The sequence below is a fragment of the Pedobacter duraquae genome, from assembly GCF_004362245.1.
Lineage (GTDB): Bacteria > Bacteroidota > Bacteroidia > Sphingobacteriales > Sphingobacteriaceae > Pedobacter > Pedobacter duraquae.
Genome location: NZ_SNWM01000007.1, coordinates 73,326 through 91,522 on the forward strand (window position 1 = coordinate 73,326; position 18,197 = coordinate 91,522).

Sequence of the window (18,197 nt, forward strand, 5' to 3'; positions counted from 1 at the left end):
AGTAAAAGCCCGAACACACGATGATGAAAATATATTGCCTGGCCGTTGTATGCGGCATCACCCTTTTTTTCGGCAGTTGCCAGCAGATAGAACGCAAAAAGCTTGATCCAGGAGATACACTCCGCCCACGCCATAATTTCCTTGCCATCAAAGGGATCCGTTATCAGGAAGTAAAAAGACGTTTCAGCAATGGCCTTTCTTTTAGTGAACTGGGATTTCAGCAGGAGCCTAATTGGATAATCCAATTTGTGTCTAACGACACTGTGCTTGCCTATAGCCCTCAGAAAAAAAGAATGCAACCTTTTCACCTGATGTTCGATCACGGCGATGTCTATAACTTCGCCGCCGAATGGTTCCGAATAAAGTCGATCAGCAAAGACAGCATCCAGATGCAGCGTCTGCAGGTCAACAACAAGCAAATTGCCAATGATATCCGCTCCGATGTACGCATTACCTATTACTCCGAGGAGTATATCAGCAAGGTACTTAAAACAACCGCCGCACAACTTCAGCGGCCTACAGCAGCGGATACGGCATTTATCAAAAAATTAACTGCCCGTGCAATCCGTAATCCTACAAATGCCGACAGCGCCTTTGCTGGAAGAATTCCGGTAAACCTTATTCCGCTAAGTAAATCTATTACAGTAGAAAAGCTAAGCTCAGTAGATGTTTTGGCCGGAAGAACCAAGGCTTACGATTATCTTTTTCCCGAATATAAAATCATCATCTATAAAGCATATCAGGATTTTGCCTATTCATTCACTGCAGTAGTGGATCAAAATGGCAAAATTCATCTCAACACGTTCAGGAATGATATACCAGAGTATCTTGAGGCCCGCAAAAAAGTATTACAGGGTATCATTTCCGTTTATCTTCAAAACATGCTTAAAATTGAGCCCGGGAGCACTTTTCAAATGCCCCATCCTTCCGAAATTACAATCAACGTTGTGGGACGGTTAAAGGCGAAGTAACAGCTATTTAGATATATTTCCCAAAAAATGAAGCATTTGCAGATTATAGAAAAATAATGCTTACCTTGCACACTTAATTTTTTAATACATAATACAATGCAAGAAGGAACAGTAAAATTTTTTAATGTAACTAAAGGTTTCGGGTTTATCGTACCAGCTAACGGCGATAGCGAAATTTTTGTACATTCAACAGGCCTTATCGATGAAATCCGTGAAAACGACAAAGTAGAATACGATGTTGAAAGCGGTAAAAAAGGTTTGAATGCGATCAATGTTAAAGTAATCTAGATTATTATATCATACTCGTACAAAAAGCTTTCCGGTTTCCGGAAAGCTTTTTTATTTTAAAGGCTTTTTCAATTCATCCTTTAATAAACCCTTTCCGTTGTTTAGCTTTGTGAAGCAGCCTCTTGCTTAATTAGCCTATGGAAAGCAATTATGACCTGTTAATTTCTAAAATCAATGCCTTTACCCGGAAGTTCTACTTAAACAAGCTACTCCGGGGAAGTATCTATACGTTGGCATTTGTTTTGGGTCTCTACCTCCTATCTTTCCTGCTGGTCTATTTTCTCCACCCCAGTGTGTTTGCAAAAACAGCAATATTCTTTGCCTTTATTTTTTCGGGCCTTTATGTACTTGCGATATGGGTAATTAAACCGTTGATTCCATTGATGAAACTGAGTAAGGGCCTCAGTCTGGAGCAATCCGCAGCGATCATCGGCGAGCATTTTTTTACTGTGCAGGACAAGCTATTAAATACCCTGCAATTAAAGGCCCTGGCAGAAAAGTCGCCACAATCCAGCGCACTCATTCTTGCCGGAATCGACCAGAAGATCGTCGAGATGAAACCCATTCCATTTTCCAGCGCCATACACTTTGCCGATAACCGCAAGTATCTCAAATATCTCTTAATCCCCATAGCTATCATTTTGTTTATGGCGGTGCTTGCTCCTGCTATTCTACGCAATGGGACCTACAGCTTCCTGAAATTTGATCAGGAAATTTTGCCCGAAGCTCCATTTACTTTTGACCTTGCCAGTAAATCGCTGACTATTACACAGGGTGATGACTTAACAATAGCCCTTAAACTGAGCGGCAATGAGCTTCCACAGGATGTTTATGTTAATGATGGACAAAATACTTATAAGCTGGAAAAACAAAACATCAGCAGCTTTAAACACACCTTTCAGAACCTGCAGCAGGATATGGCCGTTCACTTTACGGCAGGCGGATTCAATTCTAAAACATTTCACGTTACTGTATTGGCTCGGCCAGCCATTCTGGCAATGCAGGCTACACTCAGATTTCCCGCATACCTTGGCAGAAATTCAGAGATGGTAAATAATGTGGGTGACCTCACACTGCCTGAAGGAACTGTAGTGACCTGGAAAATAGCTACGGAGCATACTTCAAGCTTGTTATTTAAACTCAATGGCAGCAGCAAAAGAGTAACTGCACCCGGCAATACAACTGCAATTACCGCAAGAATCAGCCAGTCTGGATCATATTTATTGATGCCAGAGCGCTTTGGCGCTGTATCATCTGATTCTGTAAACCATGAGCTCCTGGTGATCAAGGATCAACTGCCAGAAATCAACATAAAGTCAGTGCTGGACTCGACCAGCAACAGGCTTTTTTATTTTACAGGAACCGTTGCCGACGATCATGGTTTTAGTGCGCTGGCATTTCATTATACACTCACTGCAAAAAGCGGCCAAAAAACCGTTGTTAAAAAGCTTATCCCCATCCGCCGAGACCTGAAAGAACAGTCCTTCAGCTATACATGGAACCTTAACGAATTAAATATCACTCCTGGAGATCAACTGGAATACTATTTTGATATCGCGGACAATGATGGTGTAAATGGCGCCAAACACAGCCGCACGGCAATCAACGCCTATCAGTTGCCAAGTGCTCAATTAATGGCAGAAACATTAAGTAAAAATAGTGCTAAACTAAAAGCCCAGATGGATAAAGCGATCAAACAGGCTAAAAATATTGAGAAAGACAGTAAGAAAATCGCAGACAAATTGCTGGATAAGCAACAGGTCTCATTTGATGATAAAAAAGAAATTGAAGCTTTGTTAAGTCAACAAAAAGAACTTAATGAAACCCTTAAAAACATTAAATCGCTCAATGCCGAAAATAATGAGCAAAAAGAGGCTAACCAGGTATTGAATGAAGAATTATTAGAAAAACAGAAACAGCTGGATCACCTGCTTAATGATGTACTTGACGATAAGACAAAGCAACTTTTGGAAAAACTTCAGCGGTTGATGAATCAAAATAACAAGGATCAGACAAAACAAGAAATTTCAAAGATGCAGATGGACAATAAGACGCTGAAGAACGAGATGGATAGAATTTTGGAATTGTACAAGCAATTGGAGTTTGATCAGGAACTAAAAAATAAAATTGATCGACTTAATGAACTTGCCAAAGCACAAAAAGACCTCAGCAAGGAAACTACCCAACAACAGTCGTCAAAAGATCTCCAGCAGCAGCAGGATAAGCTAACGAAAGATTTTGAACAGCTTAAAAATGAACTTGGTAAACTACAAGAGAAGAACCAGCAGTTGGAACGTCCAAATGAATTTAAAGATCCTGAAAAGCAAACAGATGACATTAGCAAAAAGCAGCAGGAAAGCCAGCAGATGCTAAACCAGAACCAAAAAGATAAGGCAGCAAAAAGTCAGCAGCAAGCTGGCGATCAAATGCAACAACTTGCACAAAACCTCAGCGATATGCAGCAGCAGTCTGAAGAAACAGAAAATAACGTCAATGCACAGGAAATACGCAAGCTTCTGGAAAATGTCCTTAGCACCTCATTCGACCAGGAAAAGGTAATGCTTTCCTTAAGGAAGATGAACATTACAGATCCTGCATTTAACGGCCAGGTACAGAAACAAAAAAGCATTAAGGATAATATGAAGACCATCGCTGACAGCCTTTCATCACTCAGCAAACGGGTGCCGCAAATTGAATCAACAGTAACGGGCGAGGTCCAGACTATTGGATTTAATATGGACAAAAGCCTGACTAACCTCGGCGATCGCCTAACTTCCGAAGCTTATAGAAACCAACAATATGTAATGACCGGCATGAACAACCTTGCGCTCATGCTCAGTGAAGTACTCGACCAGCTCCAAAACCAGAAAAATCAGAAAGGCGGAGGTAAAGGGAAAAAACAACAGAGCATGCAACAATTGCAAAAAATGCAGGAACAGCTCAATAACAATATGCAAAAGGCGAAAGATGAAATGCAGAAAAATGGCAACCAGGGAAATGTGCCTAAAGGACAAATGTCTGAGCAATTCGCCAAGATGGCCCAGCAGCAACAAATGATCCGCGAAGCCATGCAGAAGATTAACCAGGAACAAAACAAGGATGGTAAGGGTAAAATGGGGAATTTAAACCAGATGATTAAGGATATGGCCCTTACCGAAAGGGAACTAGTTAATAAAAGAATAGAGCAGGAAACGATAAATAGACAGCGTAACCTCCTTACCAAAATGCTGGATGCTGAACAAGCACAACGTGAACAGGACGAAGATTCAAAAAGAGAAAGCAAAGCCGGAAAACCCTTGCCCCCTGCCTTTATCAAGATGATAGAAGCCTTCAAAAAAACAGAACATACGCAGACCGAACAGATCAGAAAAGTTCCACCGAAACTTAACGATTACTATAAAAATAAGATCTCTACTTATTTTAAATCCCTAAATTCGGGCCGTTAAAAGAATTCCCATGGCAAAACCAAACATCAATTTCTTTACTGAAGATATCACCTTTAACCTCAAACGTAAAACCGATATCAGGAATTGGATTCTGCAAACTATCCTGTCAGAAGGTTTTGAACTTGAAGAGTTAAATTTCATCTTCTGCTCGGACGCGTATTTATTGCATATGAACCAACAATATCTGGATCACGACACCTATACTGATGTAATAACTTTCGATAACTCAGAGGAGCTAAAAACGATTGTAGGAGATATTTTTATTAGTATAGATCGGATCAGGGAAAATGCAACTGAATTTAAGCGCACATCCAGGAACGAACTTTGCCGAGTTATGATTCACGGTACCCTGCACCTGCTTGGTTACCCTGATAAAACAAAAGCTGCAAAAGCTATCATGACCGGTAAGGAAGATCTTTATCTTTCCAGACTACCTGAATAACATCCACAAACAAAAATACCAAGAATACGGTCAAGGTTTAAAATTTTGATCGGCTAAATAACGGCGTTCGTCGAATACTTCCCTATGCTGGTATAATTCAGCACTTTGCTGATGCAACCTTTTGCCCTTACCTGCGTCTTAACTACAAAACAACAAAATAATTAAAAGCGCCCGTAAGGACAAAAATTAAAATCACATGAAAAATTATATCAAAACATTAGTAGCTGGAAGTTTAACTGTAATCGCTTTAACTACAATCAATTCTACCGCAAAAGCAGACGATTTCAATAAACTGGCTAATGTTACTTCAATCTCGGCCCCAAAAAAAATCAATACCATTATCGTGTCAGGCAATGTGGAACTCATATTGATCCAGGATAAAAACGAAAGCGTGAAAGTTTACGATAATTATTATGCAAATAACGCACTCGTTCAACAGGAAGGATCAACATTGAGAATATCGTCCTTTAAATCACAAAAATTAACGGTTGTAGCGCACGTTAACAACCTAACCAGTATCCAAGCTTCCGAACACGCCAAAGTGAGCACACAGGGCAGCTTTTACGTGCCTGCGTTGACAGTATCGCTGAAGGATCAAGCTACCGCAAGCCTTACAACACATACCGCTTCTTTATTCACCGAAGTCTATGATGGCGCTAAATTAGCGATCGCAGGTACTACCGATGATTACAACGCATTGATTAGCAGACACTCCGTAGTTAACATGAACGCTTTTGTAGCACAGAACACAACAATCGATACCAGAAATGGTAATACTATCCTTGCTGCCCATCCAAAAAGCAGCACTTCAAAAACATTGACTTTTGAAGAAGTATCATTAACCGATTTAAGTAAATAGCATTTTATATAGGTTTAGTTTTTAGTTAAAGACGGGGTGGTTCCCGTCTTTTTTTATTTATACAGTAGCCGAAAATTACATTCACTTACAGGTAGCCACACACCATCCAATAAATTATTGCTTACTTTTGTAATTATTTCTCATAAATTATCGTTAATAACACAGATTGAGCACATTAATTGCAGCTGAAGGCCTGGGTCATGCTTATCATGATGAGTGGCTATTTAAAAAACTAACACTGGGTATACAACAGGGACAGCGCGTAGCGCTTGTTGGTATCAACGGTGCGGGGAAGAGTACCCTGCTTAAATTACTGGCAGAAAAATTCAACCCCCTGGAAGGAAAGATCGTAAAAAATAAATCTGTAAAGATTGGATTCCTGGATCAGGAGCCTACTTTTCCAGATAACTATTCGATCAGCGACTTCATCTTCTCACTGGAAAATAAACAACAGCAACTTATTAAAGAATATGAAGAGCTGATTGAAGATCCAAATCCAGATGAAAATAAGTTGAATCGTTTGTACGAAGAACTTAGCGAGCATAATGCCTGGGAATATGAACATGAGATTAAAACAATCCTCAGTCGCATGGGAATTACTCACCTGCAACAGAAAATCTCTACGCTTTCCGGCGGTCAGAAAAAAAGGATCGCTCTGGCTAAGCTTCTGATTGAAGATCCTGAGATGTATATTCTCGATGAGCCAACCAATCATCTTGATATTGATACCATCGAATGGCTGGAGAAATTGCTTACTTCGGGCAATAAGACTATTCTACTGGTTACGCACGACAGATATTTTCTGGACAACGTATGTAACACAATCGTAGAATTGGACAAAGGCAAAACTTTCACGTACAATGGAAATTATGCGTACTTCCTGGAAAAGAAATCAGAACGGGAAGCTTCAGATGAGGCAACATTCCAAAAGAATAAAAACCTTTTGAAGAAAGAATTAGAATGGATGCGCCGTATGCCTGCCGCCAGAACGACCAAATCGCAGTCTAGAATCGATGCATTCTACGATTTGGACGCAAAAACCAAGCAAACATCTGACAAACAAGATATTACATTAAAAGTAAAGATGTCAAGACAGGGAAATAAGATCCTTGAGCTTGATCATGTTGGCCAGAGCTTCGACGACAAGAAAATCATCAATGATTTTAGCTATGTTTTCAAAAAAGCTGATCGTATTGGGCTTGCCGGAAAAAATGGTACTGGCAAATCCACGCTGCTTAATATTTTAACAGGGTACTTAAATCCTGAAAGAGGAAATGTTAGCGTTGGAGAAACTACAGTGTTTGGATATTACAAACAAGGTGGTTTGGCCTTTAATGAAAAAGACCGCGTGATTGATATTGTTAAGTCAGATGCTGAATATATCAAGATGGCCGATGGCCAAACAATTTCCGCTTCCCAGTTACTTACCCTATTTCTCTTCCCGCCAAAAAAACAACATGGCATGGTAGAAAAATTAAGTGGTGGAGAAAAGAAACGTTTGCACCTCATGAAGGTTCTTATGCAGAATCCAAATTTCTTAATTTTGGATGAGCCGACAAATGATCTGGATATCGACACTTTAAATGTGCTCGAAGAATTTTTGGAAAATTTTCCTGGTGTATTGATGCTTGTTTCTCACGATAGATATTTGCTTGATAAAATGAGTGAGCAATTATTTATCATGGAAGGCGAAGGTCAGGTTAGTATCTATAATGGCAATTACTCCGAATATAGAACATCTTTGGAAGTTGCTAAAGAAAAAGCAAAAGAAGCTCCGAAGAACACTCCAACGGCCGCAGCTCTTCAAAAGGACAATTCACAAAAATTAACCTACAAAGAGCAACGGGAATTAGAGGAACTTGAGCAGACTATTTCCACCACTGAAGAAAAAATCAATACATTAACAGGTTCGTTAAATGATTTTGACTCGGCTGATTATATCGGTATTCAAGGTGTCACAAAAGACATCGAAAGTCTGAATAAACTCATGGACAAAACTATGGAACGCTGGTTGGAATTATCAGAAAAAAACAACTAAATATGGCTACATCAGACCTTATCGCTACACTCGGCGTATCCATTTTACTGCTTGCTTTTCTACTTCAGATTCTGAAGGTAATTAGCCCGCAAAGTTTATTATACAGTAGCTTAAACTTGGTTGGATCTGCCTTAGCGGGCTATTCTTCCTGGTTAATTGGCTTTATGCCTTTTGTAATTTTAGAAACCGTATGGGCAATTGTTTCCTTATACGGCGTTGTAATGAGTTTAAAAAACAAACGTTCCACGTGAAACAACCTCGGGAGTTAGCGCTTTACAGAGGCGCAGTTCCACGTGAAACATAATAATATAGATCATGTTTAAAGAGTATGATGTTATCGTTGTAGGTGCCGGACATGCGGGTTGTGAAGCCGCTGCCGCTGCTGCAAATTTAGGTTCCTCAGTCCTATTGATCACCATGAATATGGAGACCATTGCACAGATGAGTTGTAACCCCGCAATGGGCGGAGTTGCCAAGGGGCAGATTGTGAGAGAGATTGATGCAATGGGCGGTTATTCGGGAATAATTGCGGATAAAACTACCCTTCAATTCCGCATGTTAAACCTCTCAAAAGGTCCTGCAATGTGGAGTCCACGCGCACAAAATGATAGAAAAAGATTCGCCGAAGAGTGGCGACTAGCACTGGAACGCACCCCAAATGTTGATTTTTGGCAGGATATGGTAAGTAGTCTTATCATCAAAAACCACAGGGTCGTAGGCGTAAAAACATCAATCGGCGTAGAAATTCTGGGCAAATCCGTCGTGTTAACTAACGGAACTTTCCTAAATGGATTAATTCATATTGGTGAAAAAAAGTTTGGTGGAGGCCGCACAGGTGAGAAAGCTGCAACAGGAATTACTGAACAATTAGTTAGCTTAGGCTTCGAAGCAGGCCGGATGAAAACCGGTACCCCACCCCGAATAGACGGTCGCTCGTTGAACTATTCATTGATGGAAGAGCAATGGGGCGATGAAAATCCAGGTCGTTTTTCATATACAAATGTACAGAGACCTACTGCCCAACGCTGTTGCTGGATCACATATACCAATTCCAAAGTACATGAAACTTTAAAAGAAGGCTTCGAAAAGTCACCCATGTTTACGGGTAGAATAAAAGGGTTAGGACCTAGATATTGTCCATCTATAGAGGATAAAATTAACAGATTTGCCGAGAGAGACAGACATCAAATCTTCGTTGAGCCTGAAGGTTGGGATACCTGTGAAATTTATGTAAACGGGTTTTCAACCTCTTTGCCAGAAGATGTACAATATCGTGCACTCATTCAAATTCCAGGCTTCGAAAATGCCAAAATGTTTAGACCAGGTTATGCTATCGAATATGACTACTTTCCACCTACCCAATTAAATCTCACTTTGGAGACTAAAAAGGTAGCAAATCTCTATTTTGCAGGTCAAATAAACGGAACAACCGGATACGAAGAGGCTGCTAGTCAGGGTTTTATGGCTGGAATTAATGCGCATCAAAAAGTACACGAAAAACAAGAACTGATTCTCAAAAGATCAGAATCTTATATAGGTGTATTAATAGATGACCTTGTAACCAAAGGTACCGATGAGCCTTACAGAATGTTTACCTCAAGAGCAGAGCACCGCCTGCTATTAAGACAAGACAATGCAGATATCCGCCTCTCTCCTATCGGACATCAACTTGGTCTTATCAGTGATGAGCGACTTGACATTGTAAATCAAAAAATAAAAAACTCTGATGATATCTTCGCTTTTAGCAGAAAACAAGGCATTGACATGAGTACCGCAAATACAATGCTCGAAAACCTTGGAACGACCCCATTAAATCAAAATGTAAAAATATTCAGCCTGCTTAGCAGACCACAGGTAAGCATCAACGACGTTGCCAAAGTCAGCCAACCGCTTCAAGATGTTCTTGGACAATTCGATCAGGAAACAATTGAACAAGCTGAAATCAAAATTAAGTACGAAAGCTATTTTGAAAAAGAAATGGACATCGTGAATAAAATGCAAAAAATGGAAGATAAGGATATTAACCCTGATTTTGACTATGCACAACTCGGTTCGCTATCTAAAGAAGCCAGAGAGAAATTATTAAAGATTAAACCACGTACTTTAGGTCAGGCTTCGCGGATTTCCGGTGTATCTCCTTCAGACATCTCGGTTCTAATGGTTCATATGAGTAGATAAATAAATAACAATCTGATTTATAGATATTTACCAGAATAGATACATATATAAATTTTGACCGCAAATAAACCGATATAAAGAACTTTCAACATATTTTAATCATATCCATCCAAAAAGACTCCTAATTAATTAAAAGCGTTTATAATGACCAAAAATCAAAATTCCTTAAAATATATATTTTGGGTCTGCCAACTGGTGGTGGTTTTCTGTTTTTTTGGCTGCGCTAGCCCAAAAAGCGTGGAAGGCGGACCCAGAGATAAAACTCCCCCAAAGGTTTTGAAAATGGAACCGAAAAATCTAAGCACCAATTTTACAGCAAAAAAGGTAACTATAGAATTTGACGAATATTTCAAACTCCAGGATCAGTTTAAAGAATTTAACATCTCCCCTGATGTTGAACGTCAGCCAGAACTGAAAGTAAAACAAAAAACCTTAGAGATAACGTTCCGAGATTCACTTCAAAAGAATACGACGTATACGCTCAATTTTGGAAAAATGATCGCCGACATCAATGAAAGCAATATTGTTAAAAATTTTACTTATGTATTCTCTACCGGCCCCAAGCTAGACTCGCTCTCGCTATCTGGTAAAGTTACAGATGCGATTACCGGACTACCCGTTCTAGATGCTACCGCATTTATACTACCGCTTAACCGTGATACACTTTTAGGAAAAGGAAAACCATCTATTTACGCGACCACAGATAGCAGCGGCAATTTTAAAATGCAAAATCTTAGGGCTGATAATTATCGATTGTATGCAATCAAAGAAACCGGTGGCGGCGATAAAATCTACCAGCAAATCAGTGATGAAATTGGGTTTACCAAAGATACCATCAAGCTAAAAGCGGCCATAACAGACCAAAAAATCCGTTTGTTTAAGGAAGATCCGTCGATATTTAGATTGCTGGAGCGAAAGATAAATTCTGATGGAAGTATCTTGATGACATGGAATCAAAAGCTTAGAAAACCAAGTATAACCCTGACTGAACCAGCTAACCTGGATGCAGGAAAAGTAATTAAATTCAGTAAAACCAACGACTCCGTCCGTGTATGGTTAAATGATCTATCCTTCGATTCAGTTAAAGTAAGCATTCTTGAAGAAGGTAAATTACAACAAATTGTTAAGCTAACACGGGGTAAAAAAGACACTTATCAACGTGCTCTAATACCTGCAGATAACCTGGAAGGAAATCTTCTAAACCCAAATAATCCATTTAGATTAACGTTTCCCATGCCCATAACGGCAGTAGATCCTGGCAAGATCATACTTCTGGAAGATTCTGTTAAAAGAACTAATTTCCAGCTTACAAAGGACAGCACAGACTTCCTCTCTTATATCGTTCGTTTCCCTTGGGCAAAACGAACTATCTATGAAATTGAATTTACTGAAGGTTCGTTTACTGGGCCTTTCGCTTCAAAAAACAAGGCCTTCAAAAAGAAATTTGAGTTAGCCGAAAGCGATAATTACGGTACATTAGACCTAAAAATATCAGTACCAGAACCTAATAAAAGTTATGTTGTTCAGGTTATAAACGATAAAAAAGAAGTGGTAAATCAACTGGTTATTAAAGCCGATACGACGGTTACATTCCGCAATTACCGGGCTGGAAAATACTTCCTGCGAATGATATATGACACCAACAAAAATGGAAAATGGGATACCGGAAATGTACGTTCAGGAATTCAGCCTGAACAAATTTATAACGAACCAAAAGATTTCACAATCCGCGCCAACTGGGTACAAAAACAAACAGTAGCCATTCCAAAAGAACTACCTATTTAAACCAGTCAGCATACATAATATAATTATCCGGTAACTTATCCAGCAGTTCACGCTGTTGATCAGTTATCGGCTTTATTTTTTTTGCAGGTGTTCCCGCATACAAAAAGCCCGACTCGCACCTGGTATTTTCCAATACCACCGAGCCGGCTGCAATAATTACATAAGGCTCTACTACAGCATTATCCATCACAATCGCTCCCATTCCAACCAAAATATGATCCTCCAGTGTACAGCCGTGGACGATAGCATTATGGCCTACTGAGACCCTATTTCCTATTGTTGTAGCTGCCTTCTGATAGGTAGCATGAATCACCGCCCCATCCTGAATATTACTATCATTACCGATCGTGATCGTATTCACATCCCCGCGGATTACGGCATTAAACCATACTGAACAATTATGTCCCATACGAACATCCCCCACAATTGTGGCATTTGGCGCGATGAAACAATTTTCTCCCCACGTTGGGTAGGTGTCTTTTACTGGTAGAATAACTGGCATAAATTCCTCTAAAAAATAGTGTCTGTAAGTATAGCTGCATGCTCCGGATAATCCGTAGTGTAATGTAATCCCCTGCTCTCCTTCCTTGCTTTAGCAGATTTTATAATAATAAAAGCAACCTGTATTACATTGCGCAATTCACATAATTTAACGGATACTTTATTAGCTTTATAGAACTCTTCAGTCTCTTCAAACAGTAAAAATAACCTCCGCATTGCCCTGTCTAACCTGAAATCTGAGCGCACAATACCGACATAATCGCTCATCAATTTCTGCGTTTCCCGCAAATTATGAGTAACCAGAATATCTTCATTTGATTGTGTTACCCCATGTTCGTTCCATTCCGGAATAGCTTCAGGAATAACATTTTTTTCGAATTGTGCTATGGCATCCAGGTAAATCCGATGTGCAAAAACAGGTGCTTCAAGCAAGCTATTTGACGCTAACCGATTAGCACCATGCAGTCCTGTCGACGAGCATTCCCCGCAAGCATAAAGATTGTGAATGGAGCTTCTTCCATTTTCATCTACCAAAATACCCCCACACATATAATGTGCCGCCGGTGTAACCGGGATAAAATCCTTGGTCATATCTATTCCGATAGACAAACACTTAGCATATATGTTAGGAAAATGAGCTAAAATATCAGCTTTCTTGCGGTGCGTAATATCAAGATAAACGAACTCCTCACCCGATTTTTTCATCTCTGCATCGATGGCACGTGCCACGATATCCCGTGAAGCCAGGGATCCCCTGCTGTCGTATTCATACATAAACTCTACGCCATTCTTTCTCCTCAACACTCCACCAAACCCGCGAACAGCTTCAGAAATCAAGAACGCAGGATACTCCCCAGGGTTATACAATGCCGTTGGATGGAACTGAATAAATTCCATATTTCTCACTTTTCCTTTTGCACGGTACACCATCGCCATTCCATCGCCAGTAGCAATCACCGGATTTGTAGTACTGGAATACACATGCCCACACCCTCCGGAAGCCATCACCGTAACCTTCGCCAAGATCTTTTCCACATCGTTAAGCTCTGTATTAAAGGCATATATACCAAAACAGTTAATAACTTTGGTACTCTTGTCAACAAACTCACCAAGGTGATGTTGGGTAATAAGCTCCAAACAGAAGTAATGTGTTAATATCTCTATGTTGTCGTTCTCATGAATCTGTTTCAGCAATACACTCTCAATCTCATATCCTGTCACATCCTTGTAGTGCAAAACGCGATGCTCAGAGTGGCCACCTTCCTTCGCTAAATCATAAACACCCGAAGTATCTTTATCAAACTGAATCCCATAGTCAATGATCTCCTGGATTCGCTGAGGGCCCTCAGTAACAACCATTTCTACAATTTTTGGATCGCACAATCCATCGCCAGCTATCAGCGTATCTTCAATATGTTTATCAAAAGAATCATCTTTATCGACAACAACTGCCACCCCACCCTGTGCGTATTTCGTGTTGGATTCGTCTTCATTTGACTTAGTCACAATTAAAACTTTTCCGTGCTTTGCAGCCTTCAAAGCGAAGCTTAAACCTGCAATACCTGATCCTATGACCAGAAAATCCACTTTTCTCATTAATATTCAGAATTCCGTTAAGTTGTTAACAACGTTGGTAAAAGTGTTAACTACTTGTATAAATAAATAGAACAAATAATCTTGATTGTTTAAAGCTAAGCTAAAATGATAATTGCACACAATCTTTTAAAGTATTTATGCGCAACTTTGCATAGTTTATTAACGTTTTCAACCGTAACTAACAATACACATATTGGTATTGATAAGTTTTGGTCTCATTTAATATCTTGCTATTAATCAGCTGATATTTTAAAATAAAAACAAATATAAATGTTGATAAGTATAGAATAAGTCATTTCAAAGCATTAAAAAAAGATTTTTACCAACGTTATCAACACACTAATAAACAATAGAAGTCTACTTATATTAAATAATTATAATTTATTGAACTGTTAAAAATGGATACCTTAGAGGAGTTAAACAGCAAAGGATTTGTAGAGGAAAAGATTGATCCGACTTTAGATCTGTTTGAAGAAATTGAAAAACTTAAAAAAGAAAAAAATGCCATAGTCCTAGCCCACTATTACCAGGAACCGGACATTCAGGATATTGCCGATTATATCGGCGACAGTCTTGGATTGTCTCAGGAAGCAGCCAAAACTGAAGCAGATGTGATCGTTTTTGCCGGCGTACATTTCATGGCGGAAACAGCGAAAATTCTGTCGCCAGAAAAAACTGTTTTATTGCCAGATTTTAAGGCAGGATGTTCATTAGCAGACAGTTGTCCGCCACATTTGTTCAAGAAATTCAAGGAAAAATATCCTGATCATGTGGTGATTACTTACGTAAACTGTACTGCAGAACTTAAAGCATTAAGTGATATCGTATGTACTTCTACCAATGCGGTACAGATTGTAGAGAGCTTACCAAAAGATACGAAGATCATCTTTGGACCAGATAAAAATCTGGGTGCCTGGGTTGCTAAGAAAACAGGCAGAGATCTGGTATTGTGGAACGGTGCATGTATGGTACATGAGATTTTTTCGAGAGAGAAAATAACTAAATTGAAGTCAAGACATCCGGAAGCGAAGTTTATTGCCCATCCGGAATGTGAAGAAGCAGTACTGGAAATGGCCGATTATATAGGCTCTACAACAGGATTGCTCAAATACAGTATCAACAGTGATGCTAAAGAATTTATTGTAGCTACAGAAAGTGGAATTATCCACCAGATGGAGAAGGCAAACCCAACAAAAACTTTTATTCCGGCACCGCCGAATAATAACTGTGCTTGTAACGATTGCCCGTATATGAAGAGAAACACATTAGAGAAATTATATCTCTGTTTGAAAAATGGCCTGCCAGAGGTTACAGTACCTATGGATATTATTGAAAAAGCCAGAAAACCAATTGAAAGAATGCTGGAAATTTCAGCAAGCCTGGGTCTCTAGTCCCAGGTTGAATACAGTTTAGTTGAACAAAATATGTTTGAAAATAAAGAGCGTACAGATGTCGCAGAACTCGGCGAATTCGGGCTGATTAAACACCTGACTGAAAACTTCAAAGTTCGCCACGAGAGTAGCGTCAAAGGAATTGGCGATGACGCCGCAGTACTTAATTTTGAAGGTAAAGAGGTACTTATTTCTACAGACCTTTTGCTTGAGGGTATCCATTTTGACCTGGCATATGTACCATTGATGCATTTGGGCTATAAGGCAGTACAGGTTAATCTGAGTGATATTTATGCAATGAATGGTGTGGCAACCCAGATAACGGTTTCTATCGGCATATCGAGCAAGTTTCCGCTCGAGGCTGTAGAGGAAATCTATAAAGGAATTGAGCTGGCCTGCAATAAATTCAATATTGATGTGATCGGAGGAGATACTTCATCGAGCAAACAGGGCTTAGTGATTAGTGTAACTAGTATCGGTTACGCAGATAAAAAAGATATTGTTTATCGTAATGGAGCCGGTGAGGGTGATCTGATCTGCGTATCTGGTGATTTGGGTGGTGCTTATGTTGGACTGCAAATTCTAGAAAGAGAGAAACAGATTTATCTGGAAAATCCTAATATTCAGCCAGATCTGGAGGGTAAGGATTATATTATTGAGCGTCAGCTTAAACCGGAAGGTCGCAGGGATATCGTTGATCTACTAGCCCAAATGGATATTTTGCCGACCTCAATGATCGACGTATCAGATGGTTTGGCATCAGAATTATTTCATATATGTACGCAATCCGAAAAAGGTTGTACCATTTATGAAGAAAAATTACCGATAGATCCCATGACCTATGAGACTGCAAGGGAACTAGGTTTAGATCCAACAATTTGTGCATTAAACGGTGGTGAAGATTACGAATTGTTGTTTACTATTAAGCAATCAGATTATAGTAAGCTGAAAAACGATATTGATATTAGCGTAATCGGACACATTACAGACCTGAATTCAGGTTGTAAAATGATATCAAAATCCAGTGTAGTTCATGAGCTAAAGGCTCAGGGATGGAATGCCTTTAAAAAATCATAAGGTATCCTCATGATCCAGGAATTTAGCATCGATATGCTTATTGGTTTTAGCGCCGAGTTTCCTGATCTTTTCGGCAGTATTGGACAAATTACCTGCCCCGGTAGATAATTTGTTCAATGCCTTGTCGTAACTCTCCTGACTCTGTCTGATGTTACGTCCAATCCCTTCCATATCCGTCAGGAAGCCCACAAACTTATCGTACATGCTACCACTTAAACGGGCAATTTCCAATACATTTCTGTTCTGTCTTTCCTGTTTCCATATGCTTGATATGGTGCGTAACGTAGCCAGTAAGGTAGATGGACTAACGAGTACCACTTTCCTATCCCAGGCGTAGTTAAACAATTCTGCGTCTGCCTGCACCGCCAGTCCGAAAGATGATTCTATCGGAATAAAAAGTAATACGAAGTCCGGAGAGCTGATCTGGTAAAGATCGTGGTAGTTCTTGCCCGAAAGATTCTGTATGTGACTTTTGATAGAAACAATATGCTGCTTCAAAAACAATTCCCGGTCTTCTTCAGTATCTGCAGATACCAATCTCTCATAGGCTACAAGTGATACCTTTGCATCCACTACAATGTGTTTTTCATCAGGGAGGTCAATTATCACATCCGGTTGCATCCGGTTGCCTTCAGCGTGCTGTAACGAAGCCTGAACACGATATTCCCTATCCTTAACCAAACCTGAGCGTTCAAGCACACGTTCCAGTATAAGTTCACCCCAGTTGCCCTGTTTCTTGCTATCTCCTTTTAATGCACGCGTTAGATTTCCAGCTTCTTCCTGTATCTGCTTACTCTGCAGCATCAGCTGAGAAATTACCCCACGTAAAGTATTACGTTCATCAGATTCATCTTTATAAACTTTCTCAACTTTCTGCTCAAATGCCTTGATGTTCTCTTTCAGTGGAGTCAAGAGTAAATCCATGCTGCTCCTGTTCACCTCTGTAAATTTAGCGGTTTTTTCATCCAATATCTTAGTGGCAATCTGTTCAAATTCCATCCTTGATTTCTGCTGAAGTTCCATCAGATATTGAGCCTGCTCCTGCTGCTTGGTCAATTGTGCATTGAGATTTTCTTCGGCTCTAACAGCGCGGCTATGCGCCAGCATCAGGTCATCGCGTAAGTTAATTATTTCCTGCTCCAGTCTTAATTTCTCCTCCCGAAACGCTTGCTCAGCCTTGAAAAGTGCAGTGTCCTTCAAATCCAATAAAGCCTGGGAATTTCCTTGTCCTGATTTTTTTATTAAAAATATGATCAGCACACAAAGAATTAAAAGAAGGACGCACGCAACAATTTCCATTACTAATATTTTTATTAAAATTACGATTTTTGCTGATAAATATCAAATTATATTAGTAATTAAATATAACTTTATAAGCGTAAATTAGACTGATATCAGCGATACAATAAGGTTTTAGTGTATTTTATTATAGACGATCTAATCTCCAAATAAAATAGCATGATCAAACCTATACATTTTGGTATTGTTTTAAATAAGTCTATATATCAGTTATTTGTGTCGAATTTTCCGTTGATAAGTAAAAATATAAACGGTCTTATTTAAACAGATCTGCGATAGCCATAGTGTATTTTTGAAAAGAGGGAACGCTTTTTGATTCTGATTAG

Annotated in this window: 14 protein-coding genes; 11 read left to right on the top strand and 3 right to left on the bottom strand. The window is 39.5% G+C overall.

Annotated features, from left to right (window positions below; translation table 11 throughout):
* Window positions 1-20: 20 nt before the first annotated feature.
* The 9 genes from CLV32_RS21645 to CLV32_RS21685 all read left to right on the top strand — a co-directional run bounded on the left by CLV32_RS21645 (window position 21) and on the right by CLV32_RS21685 (window position 12,007).
* Window positions 21-971 (top strand): hypothetical protein, encoded by a 951-nt coding sequence (locus tag CLV32_RS21645; protein WP_133559064.1) that lies wholly within the window; start codon window positions 21-23, stop codon window positions 969-971.
* Between the two features lie 96 nt (window positions 972-1,067).
* Window positions 1,068-1,259 (top strand): cold-shock protein, encoded by a 192-nt coding sequence (locus CLV32_RS21650; protein ID WP_037441187.1) that lies wholly within the window; start codon window positions 1,068-1,070, stop codon window positions 1,257-1,259.
* Window positions 1,260-1,396: 137 nt separating this feature from the next.
* Window positions 1,397-4,705 carry a DUF4175 family protein gene (locus tag CLV32_RS21655; protein ID WP_133559065.1) on the top strand — a complete coding sequence of 1,103 codons (3,309 nt, stop codon included), beginning with the start codon at window positions 1,397-1,399 and terminating at the stop codon, window positions 4,703-4,705.
* Window positions 4,706-4,715: 10 nt separating this feature from the next.
* Entirely contained in the window at window positions 4,716-5,147 is a 432-nt protein-coding gene (gene ybeY, locus CLV32_RS21660) for an rRNA maturation RNase YbeY (RefSeq protein ID WP_133559066.1), read from the top strand.
* 196 nt (window positions 5,148-5,343) lie between these two features.
* Window positions 5,344-6,006 (top strand): GIN domain-containing protein, encoded by a 663-nt coding sequence (locus CLV32_RS21665; protein WP_133559067.1) that lies wholly within the window; start codon window positions 5,344-5,346, stop codon window positions 6,004-6,006.
* Window positions 6,007-6,172: 166 nt separating this feature from the next.
* Window positions 6,173-8,044 (top strand): ABC-F family ATP-binding cassette domain-containing protein, encoded by a 1,872-nt coding sequence (locus CLV32_RS21670; protein ID WP_133559068.1) that lies wholly within the window; start codon window positions 6,173-6,175, stop codon window positions 8,042-8,044.
* Between the two features lie 2 nt (window positions 8,045-8,046).
* Window positions 8,047-8,295 (top strand): CBU_0592 family membrane protein, encoded by a 249-nt coding sequence (locus CLV32_RS21675; RefSeq protein WP_208111073.1) that lies wholly within the window; start codon window positions 8,047-8,049, stop codon window positions 8,293-8,295.
* A 64-nt stretch (window positions 8,296-8,359) separates the two neighbouring features.
* Window positions 8,360-10,222: a tRNA uridine-5-carboxymethylaminomethyl(34) synthesis enzyme MnmG gene (gene mnmG / locus CLV32_RS21680; RefSeq protein ID WP_133559069.1), complete on the top strand. Its 1,863-nt coding sequence runs from the start codon at window positions 8,360-8,362 to the stop codon at window positions 10,220-10,222.
* A 144-nt stretch (window positions 10,223-10,366) separates the two neighbouring features.
* Window positions 10,367-12,007, top strand: coding sequence for an Ig-like domain-containing protein (locus CLV32_RS21685; protein WP_133559070.1), 1,641 nt, complete (start codon window positions 10,367-10,369; stop codon window positions 12,005-12,007).
* Here CLV32_RS21685 and CLV32_RS21690 read toward each other — a convergent pair.
* Both CLV32_RS21690 and nadB read right to left on the bottom strand, forming a co-directional pair.
* Window positions 12,000-12,509 (bottom strand): gamma carbonic anhydrase family protein, encoded by a 510-nt coding sequence (locus tag CLV32_RS21690; protein WP_133559071.1) that lies wholly within the window; start codon window positions 12,507-12,509, stop codon window positions 12,000-12,002. The genes CLV32_RS21685 and CLV32_RS21690 overlap by 8 nt on opposite strands.
* Window positions 12,510-12,517: 8 nt before the next feature.
* Entirely contained in the window at window positions 12,518-14,104 is a 1,587-nt protein-coding gene (gene nadB, locus CLV32_RS21695; RefSeq protein ID WP_133559072.1) for an L-aspartate oxidase, read from the bottom strand.
* Between the two features lie 398 nt (window positions 14,105-14,502).
* On the opposite strand from nadB, the gene nadA reads away from it, so the two are divergent.
* A complete protein-coding gene (nadA, locus tag CLV32_RS21700) occupies window positions 14,503-15,495 on the top strand; it encodes a quinolinate synthase NadA (RefSeq protein ID WP_133559073.1) in 993 nt (330 codons plus the stop codon).
* Window positions 15,496-15,528: 33 nt separating this feature from the next.
* A complete protein-coding gene (gene thiL / locus CLV32_RS21705) occupies window positions 15,529-16,572 on the top strand; it encodes a thiamine-phosphate kinase (RefSeq protein WP_133559074.1) in 1,044 nt (347 codons plus the stop codon).
* On the opposite strand, the gene CLV32_RS21710 is transcribed toward thiL, so the two are convergent.
* Entirely contained in the window at window positions 16,567-17,871 is a 1,305-nt protein-coding gene (locus CLV32_RS21710; protein ID WP_133559075.1) for a DNA recombination protein RmuC, read from the bottom strand. The genes thiL and CLV32_RS21710 overlap by 6 nt on opposite strands.
* Window positions 17,872-18,197: the final 326 nt, after the last annotated feature.